Source organism: Psychrobacillus mangrovi (assembly GCF_037104765.1).
Lineage (GTDB): Bacteria > Bacillota > Bacilli > Bacillales_A > Planococcaceae > Psychrobacillus > Psychrobacillus mangrovi.
Map to the genome: position 1 here is coordinate 1 of NZ_JBAWSY010000020.1, position 18,784 is coordinate 18,784.

Consider the following 18,784-nt stretch of genomic DNA (forward strand, 5'->3'; position numbering starts at 1 on the left):
AAAGCTCATTTTGTTTTGCTGGCATCATCATTAAATGATGTCAAAATTGTTTGCTATCTGACTAACCGAAGCTAGTCTATCAAGCTATATGTCTTAACGTTTTGCATGTTCAGTTTTCAATGTTCATTTTGTTTATGTTGCCGTTTTGTTTTGGCGACCTTTGTATCTTAACACCCTTTTACATGCTTCGTCAACACCAAAAAACATAAAAAGATGTAAAAACATAATAACATTTTATTCTGAAATATTCAACTATATTTTCGGATATATTGTCGTATCTTGAAATCCCTTTATTTCCAAAGGTCGAGAGTTTATTTTCAATAGAGTTTTAAAATCCTTCTATATATTTAGTAACATTAGTTACACAAAAAACTTTATAAAAAAAAAAAGAAGAGAGGCACTTTGCCTCTCCTACTTAAGAATAGATTATAAGAATATAAAGTAACAAAGGAACACTACCCATAAACCATACATAATTGGATGTATTTCTTTTATTCTGCCCGCAACAATCATTGTAATAGGATAGAAGAGAAATCCTATAGCAATACCAGTAGCAATTGAATAAGTTAATGGCATTGCAAGGATTACGAAAAATGCCGGAACAGCAACTTCAAATCGTTTCCAATCAATTTGTCCTAATGACGATACCATCAAAACCCCAACTATGATCAAAGCTGGTGCAGTTACATAAGAAGTGACTACACTTAATACGGGGTAGAAAAACAATGATAAAAGGAATAAAACACCTGTAACTATTGCCGCGAATCCAGTTCTTGCACCAGCTGCCACACCAGCAGTAGATTCTACATAAGAAGTTGTAGTAGAAGTACCTGATATAGCTCCTGCAACTGTTGCAACGGAATCTGCTAACAAGGCTTTTCCTGCACGGGGCAATTTATCACCCTTCATTAATCCAGCTTGGTTAGCAACTGAAATTAACGTACCTGCAGTATCAAAAAAGTCTACAAATAAAAATGTTAGTACTACAACTAAAAATTGAGTTGTTAATAAAGTTGCAGGATCATTGAAGATCGCATCAAGGGCAACACCGAATGTTGGGGCCATACTTGGTACGCTTCCGACTATTGCATCAGGAATCTGCACAAGGCTGAAAATCATTCCTGCGATAGCTGTAATCAACATTCCGTAAAAAATTCCACCTTTAATTCCTTTCACCATCATAATAACTGTAATAACAAGTCCAAAGATTGTTAATAGAATATTAGGATCCGAAAAGTCACCTAGTCCTACTACTGTTGCTGGATTCGAAACGATAATTTTAGAATTTTGTAAACCAACGAATGTAATAAATAAACCAATACCTGCTCCAACTGCATATTTTAACTCTGCTGGTATAGCATTGATAATTGTTTCTCGAATTCCTGATAATGAAAGAAGAATAAAAATGATTCCTGAAAATAAAACGCCTGTCAAGGCAACTTGCCAAGGGATTTCATAAGTTAATACTACAGTGTAAGCAAAAAATGCATTAAGACCCATACCAGGAGCAAGGGCAATCGGATACCTTGCTATAGCACCCATCAAGATCGATCCGATAGCAGCTGCGATAGCTGTAGCTGTAAATACCGATCCTTTATCCATATACATAAAATCTGGTAAACCTTTTACTGTCTCAAGTGATAGAGTCATAGGGTTTACTACTAGGATATATGCCATCGCTAGAAATGTTGTTAAACCACCAATAATCTCGTTGCGATAGTTTGTCCCTAGTTCTTCAAATTGAAAATACTTTTTCATGAGATCCTCCATTTTTTTGTCTCGATAACGAGAAAAAGCATACGACCTATTAAACGGTCGTATGCTTTAAAGTCTTTAATCAGTGAAAGTATAAATCTTTCAAACTAATCGTAGTCGAATCATTTACGGTGATTCGGTAGAGACTTTTGGGCCTTATTCCCAACGTTATACGACGACATATTCAAATTATGATAGTAATATAACACTATTAAATTTAAAAATCAATACCAAATCCGAACATTGTTTTAAAAAAATCACTTATAGTTCGTTATTCTGAAAATTTCATCATATATAAAAAAAATCTAAAATCCACGAATTGGATTTTAGACTTTTTATTACTATTCCCACTCAATAGTTGCTGGTGGCTTGCTCGTAACATCATACAGTACGCGGTTAATGTGTGGAACTTCATTTACTAAACGTACGCTAATTTTTTCTAATACGTCCCAAGGGATACGTGCCCAGTCAGAAGTCATTCCGTCAATAGAAGTTACTGCACGAATACCGATTGCGTAATCGTACGTACGTGCATCACCCATTACCCCAACACTGCGGATATCAGGTAGCACGGTAAAGTATTGCCAAATGTCGCGTTCTAAACCAGCTTTGGCAATTTCCTCACGAAGAATTGCATCTGATTCACGAACGATTTCTAATTTCTCTTCTGTTACTTCGCCAAGTACACGAATTGCTAAACCTGGACCTGGGAATGGTTGACGCCAAACGATTTCATCTGGTAAACCAAGCTCTGTACCAAGTGCACGTACTTCATCTTTAAATAATGTTTTTAAAGGCTCGATAAGTTTGAACTGCATATCTTCTGGAAGTCCACCTACATTGTGGTGAGACTTAATTGTTTGTGCAGTAGCTGTTCCGCTTTCAATAATGTCTGTATATAAAGTTCCTTGTGCAAGGAAATCCATTCCTTTTAACTTAGAAGCCTCGTCATCAAATACGTAGATAAATTCATTACCAATAATTTTACGTTTCTTCTCAGGGTCAGAAACGCCAGCAAGCTTGCTCATGAAACGTTCGCGAGCATCAATTTTAATAACATTCATATGGAAGCCTTCTGAAAAAGTTTGCATAACACCTTCTGCTTCATCTTTACGAAGTAGGTTATGATCCACGAACATACAAGTCAATTGGTCACCAATAGCCTTATGAATCAAAACAGCAACTACAGAAGAATCTACTCCACCACTTAGGGCACAAAGAACCTTTTTGTCGCCTACTTCTTGACGAATTTTTTCGATTTCCATTTCAATAAAGCTTTCCATTGACCAATCGCCTTTTGCATGACAAACATCAAATACGAATTGACGAAGTAATTCGATACCGTAAATAGAATGTCTTACTTCAGGATGGAATTGTACAGCGTATAAATTTTTCTCTTCATTCGCCATTGCAGCTACTTCACATGCAGGGCTTGTTGCTATTACTTCAAAGCCTTCCGGAGCAACAGTTACATGGTCTCCGTGGCTCATCCAAACAATTTGGTCTGTTGGAAGTTGTCCAAATAATGCAGTAGCATTTTTCACATTAATTTCTGCTCTACCATATTCACGATGAGAAGCTTTTTCTACTTTCCCACCAAAATGTTGAGACATTAATTGCATTCCGTAACAAATACCTAAAATTGGCACGCCGATTTCATAAATCGCTGGGTCAATATGAAATGCATTTTCATCATAAACGGAATTTGGCCCACCAGAGAAAATAATTCCTGTTGCATTCATTTTCTTTAAATCTTCTGCAGTAACAGTATGTGGGTGAAGCTCACTATACACTCCAAATTCACGAATACGACGCGTAATCAATTGATTGTATTGACTACCAAAATCTAGCACGACAATTTTTTCTTGTTCTTTCAACAATGGAGTTGAAGACATTTGCATACACCTCTTCTTTTAAGTATTTCAAGTTTGCATCCTAATTGCTGAATAAAAAAAGCGCATAAGAAAGTATAACCTCTTTCTACGCGCTTATGTTCTCTACATCAAAAAGGTGAATGCAAAAGTGTCAAAAAGACATGACTGCATCCACCTTCATAGTCAAGTTATTATCGGTAACTTGGTAGAAACATCCGAACCATATTATCGGACATATACGAGGGCAACTTGGGCAATTTAATTTGACTTCAGTTTACAGGTTGTAGCGCCTAAAATCAACCGCTTAACTGATTGATTAAATTTTCCCAACTTTCTCTCATTAAATTGTAATCAACCTCATCTTGATTATCTCCATAAAAACCTTTTTCATACGTCTGGGTCAGCTTCCTCATGTGACTACCTCCGAAGTAGGTATCTATGCTCTTCGCATAATCGCTCAGCGTTTGCCCTTGGTCTTTATCAAGTCCATAAGAGCTGAGTTGTTTTAGTAGTGAATGGTACATTTTTTCAAATGTATCCCAATCATTTTTTCGCATACGATAAGCAGGTATGAGCACTTTGGAAATCCATTTTCTTCTGTATTGATATGCTAGTAAACTCAATATTAAGACTCCAAACAATGACCAGAAAATGAGCGCTTTTCTTTCAGATATCCATTTTAGTCCATCTTTCATTACTTCTGTAAAGGCTTTAGAAACTTCTGTCTTTTCTTTATCAGTCTCTTCTTTCTCTGGCTTTTGTTCTGCAGGAGGAACTGGTATATCGTCTTCACTCGTGCTAATATCCAAATCAAACTCCAAATTAGGACTATTTGAAAAACCGATAGTCGGTTCAAAATTCATCCAGCCTACCTCTGGAAAATACGCTTCTACCCAGGAGTGCGCATTATTATTTGTTATCTCATAAACTGGTACGCCATTATTATTTCCAACAATTTCACCAGCAGTAAAACCTTTAACCCATCTTGCAGGAATACCCAACGACCTTAACATAACAACCATCGAAGTAGAAAAATTATCACAATACCCTATCTTTGTATCAAACAAAAACTGATCCACATAATCTGTATCTCCAGTAGGGATTGCCGATAATGTCTGACTGTAGCGAAAACCATTTCTACTAAAGTATCGTTCGATGGATTTAGCTTTGTCATACAAGCTGTTATTGTTTTCCGTTATGGAAACAGCTAAATCCCTTACTCTAGTAGGAAGCGTATCCGGTAATTGTAAATATCGATCAAAATCACTTGTTAAGCCATTCAAGCTTTCTTCTGTCTGTCCTCGAAGAGCCTTCAAGCTATAAACAGGTTCACTATACAAAAGGTCATAACTTACAAGAGGAGATAAATTTCCATTGCTATAGCTTGTTATTTTTTGGTTTGCTTCATCGAGAGAAAGCGTGACGGGTTCTTCTGTGCTTACATTCGTTAACCCATAAGATTGCATGATAAAATCAAAATTAAATGTTTGGTTCATTTCTATATTTGCCAATGCATTTTTTTCCTGACTGCCTGGCGGAATATCCAAAACAATTGGTGTCCCTACCTCATAACTAGTAATCTGAGGTTCGCCCTCTGATTGAACCCATCCTTTAGAAGTATACGTATCCTTCGTCTCAATTTTCCAATATTGTTTTCTTGGAACAACCGCAGTAAATACTGGCGTATCATCACTAAGAAAAGCTCCACCTAACTTCTCATCGTTTTCACCATAACCTACTTTCCGGGTAACAATCCCCCCTTTTCCACTCTCCTTTCCTTCTGCCAAAGGATTAGATGAAGTTAAAAATGGTACTGGATCTGGCCAACTAGGTCCGGCTTTTGGCAAAGCATATGCGATGGCTCCGCTAACTGCCATCAACCCAAAAAGAGTGACTACTGTAGAAAAGAGAAATTTACTTGATGCTTGTACTTTATTTTCAGTCATTACTTTTTGAGCATATAATAAGCCACTAATTATGAATCCACTTATTAATACAATAGCGATACTTTTTTCACCATTATATGATGTAAACGTATCAAGAATAGTAATAAATAATACCGTTAATACAAAAAATAATAGTATATTTTTCCTTATACGAATCCAATAATTCAATAAATAAGTTGTCATCCACAAAAGGATAAAAAATAATAACGTACGAAAAGAGTCTGTCACTTCTTGCCATTGCTGAAAGATTAAGAACTTCACATTTTCCTGTAAAGTATTAACTAAATAAGATAGTGAATCGCTAGAGAAAAAGGATAGGTCCGTATGAATAGCAACAAGCACCCAACTAATAAATAGTATTTTAATCGGAATAGTAAATTTCCAATTTAATTTTACATAATAAAATAAAAACGATAGAGCTAAAAATAAACTAAACAATTTTAAATGATCCGTATCAGTCAACTCTATTACTGGTTTCAGCCATTCAACTAATAGTATAAAAACAAAAAAGTAGATAACAAATGATAAAAATGAAGTTTGTAGTCTTCCGTTCACGAACGATTCACCTCCAAAAACGCTTGGGCAAATCGCTCCTTCGTAATAACTTGAACGGCAATTCCCCTGCTAGCAGCGTATTGATGCAATGAACTCTCTTCTCGTTTTAACTTAAGCTCTTTTCCTTTTACTAGAAAGCAAGTACAAACGCGTAAATTAGTTGCTGTTTTTTGAATACTGTCTATCCATTCATACGTCAGATTGCTCGTTATATATAAGAGGGAGGTTGCTTGTCCTATTGCTAAGTCGTTTAAAATCATTTGCTCTATTGGTTTCTTCAAATCTGCATGAACCTTCGTTAAATGATATAGCACCCTGTGAAGCTGCTCCTCACTTTGAACGGTAGGTATATAAAATCTTGTGTCCCCAATGGAAAGGAACGCAGTAGATGCCTGACTTCGCACAATTGATTGCATTATAGAAGCAGTCAAATCTACAATATCCTCAAATAACGCAGAGGGATTTCGATCCATCAGAACAAACAAGTCCTGCGATTGTCGATCTTCAAATTCTTTCGTCTTTAAAGTTTGTGTCCGAGCAAACGATTTCCAATGAATCCAGGAAACACGATCCCCAGGTTGATACGAACGCACCCCTGTAGCCATAGAAGTATCTTTCATTGCTTGTATTCTCGACGCTGCAGCTCCTTGATCGTATCTCGATTCTATTGGAATATAAACCATATCCGTTAAGTTAGGAAAAACTAAGATTGTTTTCTTATTAGGAATAAACACTTCTTTCTTTTCCCAACCAAATAAATCACTAACACTAATAATTACTCCTTCGAGTTCATGCTCGCCTCGCGGTATTTGTTCTATTTCATACGTCCACTTATATTCTTTTTTCATTCCCCAAAATGTAATTTGTTTCCATTGCGTTGACTGCTGCAAACTGTCACTAACCTTTTCCTCAAATGATGTATACATAAGCGGAAAACGATTATTTCTTTTAACAAGAATCGTGGCAGAAAACTTCCCTCCACTATATATTTCTCGGGTCTCAATCTTTCTTTCTACTTTTATTTTAGAAATTGGATAAATGAATAAAAGTAAAGAGTAGATAGATAGAGGTACGACGAGGTAAAAAAGAAACCAACTAACAAATCCTCCTTGAAACATAGCATATACAAAACTAGCAACTAGAAGGATGAATACACTAATAACACCTTTTAGCTTCTTTAGTTGCTTTAAGCCTCTCATCATTGACTTACTTTCCTCTTAATAGGAACTGGAGTTTTTTTAATAATACGAGAAAGTACCTCTTCTGTAGAAATACCATCATAGCGGGCTTCAGGTCTTAAAATAATTCGGTGACAAAATACGAATGGAGCTAGATATTGTATATCATCTGGAATTACATAATCTCTACCTTTGAGCATCGCAAATGCTTGAGATGCTCTCATTAAAGCGATAGACCCCCTTGGACTGACACCAAGATAAATATATGTATCCTCTCTCGTCCGACTAGCTAAATCGACAATATATCCCTTCATCGTGTCATCTACTTTGACGTCTTTTACTTTCTTTTGAAGGAATATCAACTCTTCCAAAGATACAACGGAATCTAACTCATCAATCGGCATTCTTTTCTCTAATCTATTTAAAACTTCTATTTCTTCACTCGGATGCGGATAGCCCATCTTCAACTTCATGAGAAAACGATCTAACTGTGCCTCTGGAAGTGGATAAGTCCCTTCATGCTCAATCGGGTTTTGCGTTGCCATTACGAAAAAAGGCTTTGGTATCGGCATTGTAATACCATCAATCGTAACAGACGCTTCCTCCATTCCTTCTAAAAGGGCAGACTGTGTTTTTGGTGAAGTTCTGTTTATTTCATCGGCCAAAACGATATTACCTAATATTGGACCGGGTCTAAATTCAAATTCCATTTCCTTTGGATTATAGATAGACACTCCGACTACATCTGATGGCAATAAATCCGGCGTAAATTGGATTCGTTTAAAATCAGCACCAATCGATTTTGCAAGAGCACGCACCATCATTGTTTTTCCTACCCCAGGCACATCTTCTAGTAATATATGTCCATCTGCTAGTAATGCAACTACAGCTAACTCTGCTATGTTCTTCTTTCCGATCATTACTCTTTCTATATTTGCAATAATATCTTGAATCTGAACTAGTTCATTCATCTGATTTCCCCCAGAGTCCGCTATTGATAGATTAGTTAGAAAATTAATAAAATATATAATTAGCATACCTAAAATTACAAAATAATACAAATTAAAAAGAACGTAAAAAGCCGAACTATCTCCTAAGAGTAGCTCGGCTTCATTTATTATTTCCAAAAATCATCAAAAACAGTTATAGGCATATTACGTTTATGCATGGAGCGCTTGTAATAGCCTTCTATTACATCTGCTGCTTCTTTCGATACTTCTTTACCCTCTAAATAATTATCGATTTCTTCATACGTAACACCTAAAGCGACTTCATCAGGAATAGCGGGTCTATTTTCTTCTAAGTCAGCTGTTGGCACTTTTAAATATAAATGTTCGGGACAACCCAAATGTTTCAGCAATTGTCTTCCTTGCCTTTTATTCAAACGGAAAATAGGAGTTAAATCTACACCACCATCGCCGTATTTTGTATAAAAGCCAGTGACAGCTTCAGCTGCATGGTCTGTACCTAACACAATACCATTGTACATTGCAGCAATTGAATATTGTGCTTTCATTCGTTCTCTAGCTTTTTCATTTCCTTTAGCAAAATCGGAAAGGGTTATTCCCGCTTCTGTAAGCGCTCGTGCACTGGCTTCTACTGCCTCTTTTATATTAATAGTAATACGTTTGGATGGTTGAATAAACTCCAGTGCATCTTGACGCTCCACTTCATCAAATTGCACACCAAATGGCAAACTAACAGCGACGAAAGAATATTTATCTTCTCCCACTTCTTCGTTCAACTCATTGACCGCAAGCTGTGCAAGTTTTCCGACTAACGTAGAATCTTGTCCACCCGATATACCTAATACCATACTTTTTAAAAACGAATGCTTCTTTAAATAATCTTTCATGAAATCAATACTTGCACGAATTTCCTCTTCCACATCAATGTTCGGTTTAACCTTCAACGCTTCAATAATTTCTTGTTGCATTGTTGTCATCTATATCAACCTCCATTTTGTAAAATAAAGTTGTGTTCCATTTCTTTGACTTCTTGAATATTACGCATTTTATTGTCCCAACACTTCTGACTTAAATCGACTGGATATTCTTCTGGATTAAGGGACCGTTTATACTCATCCCAAAGTAAATCTAAATTGTCATGTGCGTATTTGCGTACATCATTCAATTCCGGGATATTATAAATAACTTGACCCTTCTCAATCACTTTTACATGTAAATCCTTTGCTTCAAAGTTCGTTACAAACTTCGATACAAAAGTGTGAACCGGGTGGAACATTTTTAATCGTTTCTCATGGGTTGGATCTTCATCATGCATCGTAATATAGTCACCTTCTGCTTTACCGTTTTCTTTATCAATAATTCGGTATAGCTTTTTTTGTCCTGGAGTTGTTACTTTTTCGGTTGTCGATGAAATTTTGATCGTATCCTGCATAACTCCATGATCATCTTCAATAGATACAATTTTGTAGACAGCTCCTAGTGCAGGCTGATCGTAGGCTGTAATAAGCTTTGTCCCAATACCCCAGCTATCCACTTTTGCTCCTTGTGCTTTTAAGTTTAAAATTGTATATTCATCTAAATCATTCGATACAATAATTTTTGCATTTGGAAACCCAGCAGCATCTAGCATTTTTCTAGATTCTTTTGAAAGGAAGGAGATATCCCCAGAATCCAAACGAATCCCTATAAAATTAATTTTATCACCAAGTTCTTTCGCTACTTTAATAGCAGTTGGAACGCCGGTTTTCAATGTATTATAGGTATCCACTAAGAAAACACAATCTTTATGGCGCTTTGCATACGAATGGAAAGCCTCATATTCACTTTTATAAGCTTGTACAAGAGAATGCGCATGTGTGCCCGAGACAGGAATACCGAACATTTTTCCAGCACGAACATTACTAGTCGACTCAATTCCACCAATATAAGCAGCTCGTGTTCCCCAAATCGCCGCATCCATTTCCTGAGCTCTTCTAGTACCGAATTCCATAGCAATTTCATCTTTCACTACTTGTTTGATTCGTGAAGCTTTTGTTGCAATTAGCGTTTGATAATTAACAATATTTAATAGTGCAGTTTCCACTAGCTGTGCTTCTGCCAAAGTAGATTCTATACGCATGATAGGCTCATTTGGAAATACAAGCTCGCCTTCTACCATTGAATACACATCGCCAGTAAATCGAAGAGTGCGTAAATACTCGATAAAATCCTCTCTGTATCCGAGTTCATCATGTAAATAAGCTAAATCACTTTCTGTAAAATGAAAGTCGCGCAAATAATTTAGGCATCTTTCTAATCCTGCAAATATTGCATACCCATTTCCGAATGGTAGCTTTCTAAAGAATAATTCAAACACTGCTTTTCTTTCATGCATATTATCTGCCCAATAGGATTCGGTCATATTAATTTGGTATAAATCAGTATGTAATGCTAAACCGTCGTCTGGATAATTTTTATTCATGAGTATCCCCTTCTCCATAACATAACTTATGAACACAGTATACACTATTTACCCTTAATCTTGGATATTTAAGCACTATAAAAAGACCAGCCATCAAAAGATGACTGGTCCTAGTTTATATAGTTATTATTTACCCATCGGAGAAACAATTGTTACAATGTAGTCTGCAACTGCGTCAATCTCTTCCTGAGTAAGTGTATCTTTAAATGCCGGCATTGAATTACCACCATTTGTTATTCGCTCAAGAACATCTTCTCTATTTTCCGCAACTTTACTGTCTTGAAGATTTGGTCCATTATGGCCATTTGCTCCTTGGTCTCCATGACAAGCTATACAACTATTAGTATAAGTAGTAAGTCCAAGATTTGCACTCACAGTTTCGCCCTCAGTTGCTTCTGCCTTTTCTGTTTTAGGATCTTTTTTAGCTGAAGCATCAATTACTTGACCCTCTGGTAATGTACCACCTAATTTAAATGTATAAACTTTGTCACCATGTTTTGTTCCAGCTAGTGCATTACCTGCAGCATATATTGCTAAATATTGTTCCCCATCAATTTCATATGTGACAGCAGGAGCATTAGCACCAGCATCCATCATATACTCCCAAACCTGATCACCTGTTTTTGCATCAAATGCAATTAGACGACCATCATTATGACCAACAAATACAAGATTTCCTGCTGTAGTTAATATACCACTGTAAGCAACCTGATCCCAATCAACTTGCCAAGCAATTTTATTCGTTTTCACATCAAGTGCTGTTATTGTTCCGCGTTGTGGTGCATTGGAAACTGGTTGCATAATACTACCAATATACATGGATCCTTCTTCAAATGCTTCGTCTTCTTGTCTTGCAAATGAGAAGTACGTATCATTCCCTAACACATAATAGTACTCTGTATCGGGATTGTAGGCAGATGGAGGCCAGTTTGCTCCGCCTTGAGGACCAGGTTTAAGTGTAATTGGTTCCTCCCAGAATGGCGTAAAAATATCGCCGACTTTCCCTTCAAATTCTTCACCTAAATCACGATCGATATCATCTTGGAATACACCTTGTGGAACAAATGCATCTCCAACTGGAAAAGGTTGTGTTGGTGATGTTTTTTGTTCTGCTAATTGTGGAACTTCTTTTTCTTCAATCCCAACAAGTGGAGTTCCATCTGTACGGTCTAAGAAATAAACCCATCCGGTTTTACCTGCTTGTCCAAGTCCTTTACGCATTTTCCCATCCATTTCAACATCGTATAAAATAACTGGGTTTGCTGGGTCCATATCCCAAATATCATGATGTACTTCTTGGAAATGCCATACATAATCCCCATTTTCAGCGTTCACCGCTACAACGGAGTTTGCATATAAATTATCACCTTCACGGTTACTACCGTCTAAGTCAGGAGCTGTATTACCTGTTGCAAAATAGATATAGCCAAGCTCTGGATCTACCGCAGGGGTATTCCAAACTGGACCACCACCAGTTAACCAGGCATCATTATCAGAAGGCCATGTATCCCCATCTACATCTCCTGGTCCAGGAATAGTATAGAAACGCCATACTTCAGAACCTAAGTCAGAATCATATGCCATTACTCGTCCGCGAATACCATACTCCCCTCCAGCTACTCCCGTATAAACTTTACCGTTGTAGTATAAAGGAGCACTTGTAATAGTGTACCCTTCTTCCCACTCGGCTACTTTTGTTTCCCATAATAATTCACCTGTTTTTTGGTCAAGTGCGATTAAACGGGCATCGAGAAGTCCGGCATACACTTTACCATCCCCGACTGCTACACCGCGGGTTGTCCATCCACAACAAACCGTGTCCATCTCTTGCTCAATATCAGGTGTATAAGCCCAAATCTGTTCACCTGTTTTTGCATCTAAAGCGAAAATATCATTCGCACCAGTAGCAACATACATCACTCCATCCACTACTAATGGAGTAGCTTCACCTGAGTATTTACCATCAGCACCAGAGCCTAGGCTGCTAACCCAAGTAGGTTTTAAATCCCCTATATTTTCTGTTGTAATTTTATTTAGCATTGAATAACGTCGATTGTAGTAATCTCCACCATGAGTAGCCCATTCAGTAGAAGCGTAATCTACCTTTTCATCTGGATTGGAAGGACTTGGTGCTACTTTTCCTGCTACTTTTGTTTCTGTCACTGGTTCTTCTTTTGTCTCTTGTTTTACCGACACACCTGTGTCTGCAACTTCTTCCTCTTTATCTGATACTAGATAAAGACCAAAGATTACCACAAGGGCAATCACTGAACCTATAAATATTTGTGCCCATATAGATGTTCCTTTTTTCATTACCTTTTCCCCTTTTTATACACTTATTTGTAACAATTGCAAAACTATTATACTGCTACTAAATACTTAATACAATATATTTTCTTTCGAATTCAAAATAAATGTTAACGTCTTCATTTCCAAATGATAGTATATTTATAATTTCTTGATACTCATAAAAAAGTTTCTGCTACGAGTTTTAGCAGAAACAACACATGTAAATATTTATCAACTTAAGAAAATAAAAAAATGCCCAAGAGTTGATCTCTTGGACAATTTTTATATGGTATTTAGTTACCTTGCGGAGATATTACAGATACTACATAATCTGCAACTGCCTCCATTTCTTCAGCAGTTAATGTATCCTTGAATGATGGCATTGAAGATCCACCATTAGTGAGCCGTTCTATAACTTGCTCTCTATTTTCTGCAACTTTGCTATTTTGTAGATTTGGACCATTATGTCCATTTGCCCCTTGATTACCATGACATGCTAAACAGTTTGCATCATAAACAGATATTCCTTTATCAGGGTTTGCACTTACTGTTTCACCTTCTGTTGTATCATCTGTTGTCGATGTAGAAGCTTTAATGGAAGCATCAACTACTTGCCCTTCAGGTAAAGTTCCACCTAACTTAAATGTGTATATTTTATCTCCATGTTTTGATCCTGCAAGTGCGTTTCCTGCTGCATAAATGGAGATATATTGCTCTCCATCAATTTCATATGTGACTGACGGAGCGTTGGCACCTGCATCCATCATGTACTCCCAAACCTGTTCTCCTGTTTTTGCATCGTACGCTATGAGACGACCATCATTATGTCCTACAAAAACAAGATTTCCTGCAGTTGTTAAGACTCCGCTGTATGCAATTGAATCCCAATTATGTTGCCAAGCAATTTTATTCGTTTTAACATCAATTGCAGTAACCGTTCCTCTTGCTGGAGCATCTAATACAGGGCCAAAAATACTTCCTAAATACATATCACCTTCTTGAAATTCCATTAACTCTCTTCTTTCAAAAGAGAAGTAATTATCAGCGCCTAGAACATAGTAATACTCGGTATCAGGATTGTATGCAGAAGGTGGCCAGTTTGCTCCCCCAAATGTCCCTGGTTTAAGGGTAATTGGTACATCCCAAAATGGTGTAAAAATATCTCCAATCTCACCTGTAAATTCAGGTCCTAAATCCTTTTTCACATCTTCCTCTGTTACACCTTGTGGAACAAATGCGTCTCCTATTGGAAACGGTTGAGTTGGAGATGTTTTTTGACGTTCATCTTGTGGTACTGGTTTTTCTTCGATTCCTACTAATGGTGTTCCATCCGTACGATCTAAGAAATAAATCCAACCGGTTTTACCTGCTTGGCCAAGACCTTTGCGCATTTTCCCATCCATTTCAACATCGTATAAAATGACTGGATTTGCTGGGTCCATATCCCAAATATCATGATGTACTTCTTGGAAGTGCCATACATAATCTCCGTTTTCCGCATTCAATGCTACTACCGAGTTATTGTATAGATTATCCCCTTCTCGGTTGCTACCGTCTATATCTGGCGCAGCATTTCCTGTTGCAAAATATATATAACCAAGCTCTGGATCTACTGCCGGTGTATTCCATACTGGAGCACCACCTGTTATCCAAGCATCATTATCGGAAGGCCATGTATCGCCATGAATGTCTCCAGGCCCAGGAATTGTATAGAATCTCCAAACTTCAAATCCTAAATCCGAATCATATGCCATCACGCGACCACGAATACCATATTCTCCGCCAGATACACCAGTATAAACCTTACCATTATAGTAAAGCGGTGCACTCGTTACCGTGTATCCTTCCTCCCACTCTGCTACTACTGTTTCCCATAGTAATTCACCTGTTTTTTGATCAAGAGCAATAAGTCGTGCATCTAATAATCCTACATATACTTTTCCATCTCCTACTGCAACGCCGCGTGTTGTCCATCCACAACAAACTGTATCCATCTCCTGTGGAATATCAGGCTTATATGCCCAAACTTGTTCTCCTGTTTTCGCATCAATAGCGAAAACGTCGTTTGCCCCTGTTGCAATATACATCACACCATCCACTACTATTGGAGTTGCTTCACCAGAGTGTTTCCCCTCTGCTCCTGATCCACCTAAGCTACTAACCCAAGTAGGTTTTAAATCACCGATATTTTCTGTAGTAATCTGATTTAACGTCGAATAACGTCTATTGTAATAATCGCCACCATGTGTCGTCCATTCTGTTGATGCATAATCCACTTTTATATCTGGATTAGATGGACTTGGTACTATTTTGGTTTCTTTATCTGGTTCTTCTTTCACTGGTTCTTCTTTTACTGGTCCTTCTTTTACTGTTATGCCGGCATACGGAACTTCTTCGTTCTCTTTATCCAAGTTCTCATAAGCTGCTACTAGATATATCATTAATAAAACTACAAAAACAATTAATGAACCTATAAAGATTTTTGCCCATACTGATAACCCTCTGCTTCGCATCTCATTCCCCCTTAATCTATTAAATTCCTATTCAATAGTTTATGTTTCAAGTTCAAGATAAATGTTAACGCTTTCATACTATAAATAAAAAAACTGCCCATGAGATTGAACTCATGAGCAGTTATATATATGTCGTTTCTTATTTAGTTAAGTCTACGCATCCTGCATAGATTAAATCAAATAATTCTTCGATATCTGATTCCTCTACACATGAAAATGCTACACGAATATCTGTTGTATTGCTTGCAATCACACCCACTCCATACTGGTCCAACAAATGAAGTCTTAACGTTTCAGCATCAAGGTTATTTAATTTCAAGCACATAAAGTAACCTGAGTTAAACGGATAGTATGACCAATAAGGTGCAAACTTTTCATTAGCAAGTACTTGTTTTGTTTTCACTGCTCTTCCTTGCATGATTTGAAACTTCTCTTCTTTTTCTTTTAAAAATTCTTCTGATTGAAGTGATTCCAAAAGAACCGTTTGTGAAATATGAGCACCACTTGAAACAGTTCCTCGAATAATTCCTTTTGTTTTCTGTTCTAAGGCATCCAATACATCTGGTGTAGCAGCGTACGTTATAAAACCTACTCGGAATCCCCAAACATAGTTTTCTTTTGTTGCACCATCAATTTTAATCGGTAAAATATTTGAATGCACCCCAGCTAATAAGCCGAATAGTGATTCTTTAATCGAATCCTCATAGAACAATCCGAAATACGCATCATCCAATAATACGACTAGCTTTGTTCCAGATTCAGCAACATCTTTTAATACTTGAACAATTGCTTCTGCATCCTCTACAGATGGTGTATAGCCTGTTGGATTATTTGGGAAATTCAAAAGCACAATTGCTTTTTCCTTTTGGTTAGCTAGTGTCTTACGGAAAGCTTCCACATGGAATCCACCATTATCATTGAATAAAGGGAATGTTTCTACACGGCCACCTCTTCTAATTTGAAAAACGGTATTATAGTTACCCCAGTACTGCTCAGGTGTAACCAGTACATCACCAGCATCCATAAACAAATCAGCTGCAATACTTAGACCATGTGTAAGTGCACTCGTTACAATTGGCGTACCAAATGATTTACCTTGCATGGATGGATTATCAACCAGTAGCTTTTCTTTCCATACTGAACGAAGTGCCTCTTTACCTTGTGGTGGTGCATAAGGATATATATCTTTAGGGTTATAATCAAGCTTCCCTTGTATATGACGAAAATGCATTGGTTCTCCATTTTCCGTAGCTATCCCGATTGTTGCATTAAAGCGATGCGCTTTTTTTCCAGCTTCCGCACTTTGGCTTAAAATACCTTTTGGGTAATATAAGTTCTTTCCTAAGTCGGATAACATTTCATAAATCGCAGGATTTTCTTTTTGCATTTTCTCGTTTAATTGTACGGCTAAAGCATTCATCTATAGGAACCTCCATAATATTTGATTTAAAAATATTGTACTCTATTTCGCTAAAGTATTATACCCTTTCTCATAATATATTGAATATTTCTCTTCTAAGCTAAACAATTTCTAAAATAACGGGACAATGATCACTGCCTAGTGTATGAGCATCAATCGATGCCCCCTTTAATCTTGGCTCCAATCTTTTGGAAGCAATAAAATAATCAATCCTCCAGCCAATATTACGCTCTCTTACTTTATTCATGTATGACCACCACGAATAAGCACCTTCTTGATTTGGATAAAAATAACGGAAAGTATCTAAAAAGCCCTCTGCAAGTAAATCCGTCATTTTCCCACGTTCTTCTAGAGTAAAACCTGAATTCCCTCTATTAGATTTAGCATTTTTTAGATCTATATCCTCATGTGCTACATTTAAATCTCCGCACATTATAACTGGTTTTAATGTATCCAACTTTTTCAAATAGGCTCGCATCTCATCTTCCCAATCAAGTCGGTAAGGTAGTCTTGTTAAGTCTCGTTTTGCATTTGGTGTGTAAACATTGACTAAAAAGAAATCATCAAACTCCAAAGTGATTATTCTTCCCTCATCTTCTGTTACAAGATCTCCTACTCCATACTTAACTGAGATTGGTTTTACCTTCGTAAACACAGCTGTTCCTGAATAACCTTTTTTTATAGCATAATTCCAATATTGTTCATAACCATCTAACTGCAACTCTATCTGACCTGCTTGCAGCTTCGTCTCCTGTAAACAAAAGATATCTGCATTCACTTCATTAAAATAATCTAAAAAGCCTTTTTGTACACATGCACGTATTCCATTCACATTCCATGAAACTAATTTCATTTCTATTTCCTCCAAAAATAAAAACCTGATCTGTTGACCAGGTTACAGACTATAGACAAACTCGAATATTTTTATTTAGGATAGTAAGGTTTTCCGATGCTTACCGCTCGCTTTCCGCGGGCGAGCGCTGAGCCGCTTCGTCGCTATGCTCCTGCAGGGTCTCGACTGTCTCGCTTTTCCCGCTGGAGTCAAACGGACGCATCTCCAAACCGATAAAATGCTACCTTATTATTTTATATATACTCAGGAAGAATAATCTTTTCTTGATACTAAAAGTCAAAATAATGAACTAGACCAATTTGCCAAATTTCTTTTCTTTTGTCTACAATCTGAGACCCGATCTGTTGACCAGGTTACTTTGTCTATTTAAAACTATTATACTGTTTGAATTGTAGGTATGTAAAATAGTCGACCCTATTAAAAAGATAGTTCCCCAATTAAATTATATGAACGTCCCGATTGGATTGATTGAATAACACCATTCGCAATTTCGGAATTCGTCAACCATCTCCTACTATTATTTTCTGTTTGAAATCCTAACTGAATAAGATTATAAACAACCTCGGTTGATGGTTGATATTGAGTCCGAAATTGTTGAGTATCTCGTTGACTGCCTATTATCTGCCAAATTACACTTTGTTCTTCAAGTAATTTATAAATTGTTTCAAGTGAAGATAATCCATCTTCATGCATCCAAATTACCATCTCTGAAAATGGACCGTATTTGTAGATATTCTTTTTCAATGATTCTTCTAATGTATTAGAATCTCGGTAATCTACTAAACTCTCTTTAATATTGTCTGGCTTCGAACAAGATAATTTCAATTGATTTAATTTTTCCCCATTCCTCGCTACTACTGAGACAATAAAGTTTTTATCCGCATACCACTTTGTAACGTCCCCTAGCATTCCCGTACCACCGATTATACAAATATGCTTCATCCTCGTTCTCCCCTTATCACTATTTTAAAT

At 36.9% G+C, this 18,784-nt stretch carries 12 protein-coding genes and 2 riboswitches; all 12 genes read right to left on the minus strand.

All coding sequences use genetic code 11. The features are described 5' to 3' along the window. Nucleotides 1–426 precede the first annotated feature (426 nt). Nucleotides 427–1,758, minus strand: a complete 1,332-nt coding sequence (locus WAX74_RS17635; protein WP_336498985.1) for an NCS2 family permease — start codon at nucleotides 1,756–1,758, stop codon at nucleotides 427–429. A 91-nt stretch (nucleotides 1,759–1,849) separates the two neighbouring features. Beyond that, nucleotides 1,850–1,951: riboswitch (purine riboswitch) on the minus strand. Between the two features lie 145 nt (nucleotides 1,952–2,096). Beyond that, nucleotides 2,097–3,650 (minus strand): glutamine-hydrolyzing GMP synthase, encoded by a 1,554-nt coding sequence (guaA, locus tag WAX74_RS17640; protein WP_336498986.1) that lies wholly within the window; start codon nucleotides 3,648–3,650, stop codon nucleotides 2,097–2,099. Between the two features lie 139 nt (nucleotides 3,651–3,789). Further along, nucleotides 3,790–3,891, minus strand: a riboswitch (purine riboswitch). A 34-nt stretch (nucleotides 3,892–3,925) separates the two neighbouring features. Beyond that, nucleotides 3,926–6,130, minus strand: a complete 2,205-nt coding sequence (locus WAX74_RS17645; protein ID WP_336498987.1) for a DUF4129 domain-containing transglutaminase family protein — start codon at nucleotides 6,128–6,130, stop codon at nucleotides 3,926–3,928. Further along, on the minus strand, nucleotides 6,127–7,332 hold the full coding sequence (locus WAX74_RS17650; RefSeq protein ID WP_336498988.1) for a DUF58 domain-containing protein: 1,206 nt from the start codon (nucleotides 7,330–7,332) through the stop codon (nucleotides 6,127–6,129). Before WAX74_RS17650 ends, WAX74_RS17645 begins: the two co-directional genes overlap by 4 nt. Next, entirely contained in the window at nucleotides 7,329–8,279 is a 951-nt protein-coding gene (locus WAX74_RS17655) for an AAA family ATPase (protein WP_336498989.1), read from the minus strand. Before WAX74_RS17655 ends, WAX74_RS17650 begins: the two co-directional genes overlap by 4 nt. A 146-nt stretch (nucleotides 8,280–8,425) precedes the next feature. Beyond that, nucleotides 8,426–9,253 (minus strand): ammonia-dependent NAD(+) synthetase, encoded by an 828-nt coding sequence (nadE, locus tag WAX74_RS17660; RefSeq protein ID WP_336498990.1) that lies wholly within the window; start codon nucleotides 9,251–9,253, stop codon nucleotides 8,426–8,428. A 5-nt stretch (nucleotides 9,254–9,258) separates the two neighbouring features. Further along, nucleotides 9,259–10,737, minus strand: coding sequence for a nicotinate phosphoribosyltransferase (locus WAX74_RS17665; protein WP_336498991.1), 1,479 nt, complete (start codon nucleotides 10,735–10,737; stop codon nucleotides 9,259–9,261). Nucleotides 10,738–10,863: 126 nt separating this feature from the next. Then, complete coding sequence (locus tag WAX74_RS17670; protein ID WP_336498992.1) at nucleotides 10,864–13,050, minus strand: outer membrane protein assembly factor BamB family protein; 2,187 nt, start codon at nucleotides 13,048–13,050, stop codon at nucleotides 10,864–10,866. A 269-nt stretch (nucleotides 13,051–13,319) separates the two neighbouring features. Further along, nucleotides 13,320–15,539 carry an outer membrane protein assembly factor BamB family protein gene (locus tag WAX74_RS17675; protein ID WP_336498993.1) on the minus strand — a complete coding sequence of 740 codons (2,220 nt, stop codon included), beginning with the start codon at nucleotides 15,537–15,539 and terminating at the stop codon, nucleotides 13,320–13,322. Nucleotides 15,540–15,678: 139 nt separating this feature from the next. Further along, nucleotides 15,679–16,959 carry an aminotransferase class I/II-fold pyridoxal phosphate-dependent enzyme gene (locus WAX74_RS17680; protein WP_336498994.1) on the minus strand — a complete coding sequence of 427 codons (1,281 nt, stop codon included), beginning with the start codon at nucleotides 16,957–16,959 and terminating at the stop codon, nucleotides 15,679–15,681. A gap of 100 nt (nucleotides 16,960–17,059) precedes the next feature. Beyond that, entirely contained in the window at nucleotides 17,060–17,812 is a 753-nt protein-coding gene (locus WAX74_RS17685; RefSeq protein WP_336498995.1) for an exodeoxyribonuclease III, read from the minus strand. 417 nt (nucleotides 17,813–18,229) lie between these two features. Continuing rightward, nucleotides 18,230–18,754, minus strand: a complete 525-nt coding sequence (locus WAX74_RS17690) for a Rossmann-fold NAD(P)-binding domain-containing protein (RefSeq protein ID WP_336498996.1) — start codon at nucleotides 18,752–18,754, stop codon at nucleotides 18,230–18,232. Nucleotides 18,755–18,784 lie beyond the last annotated feature (30 nt).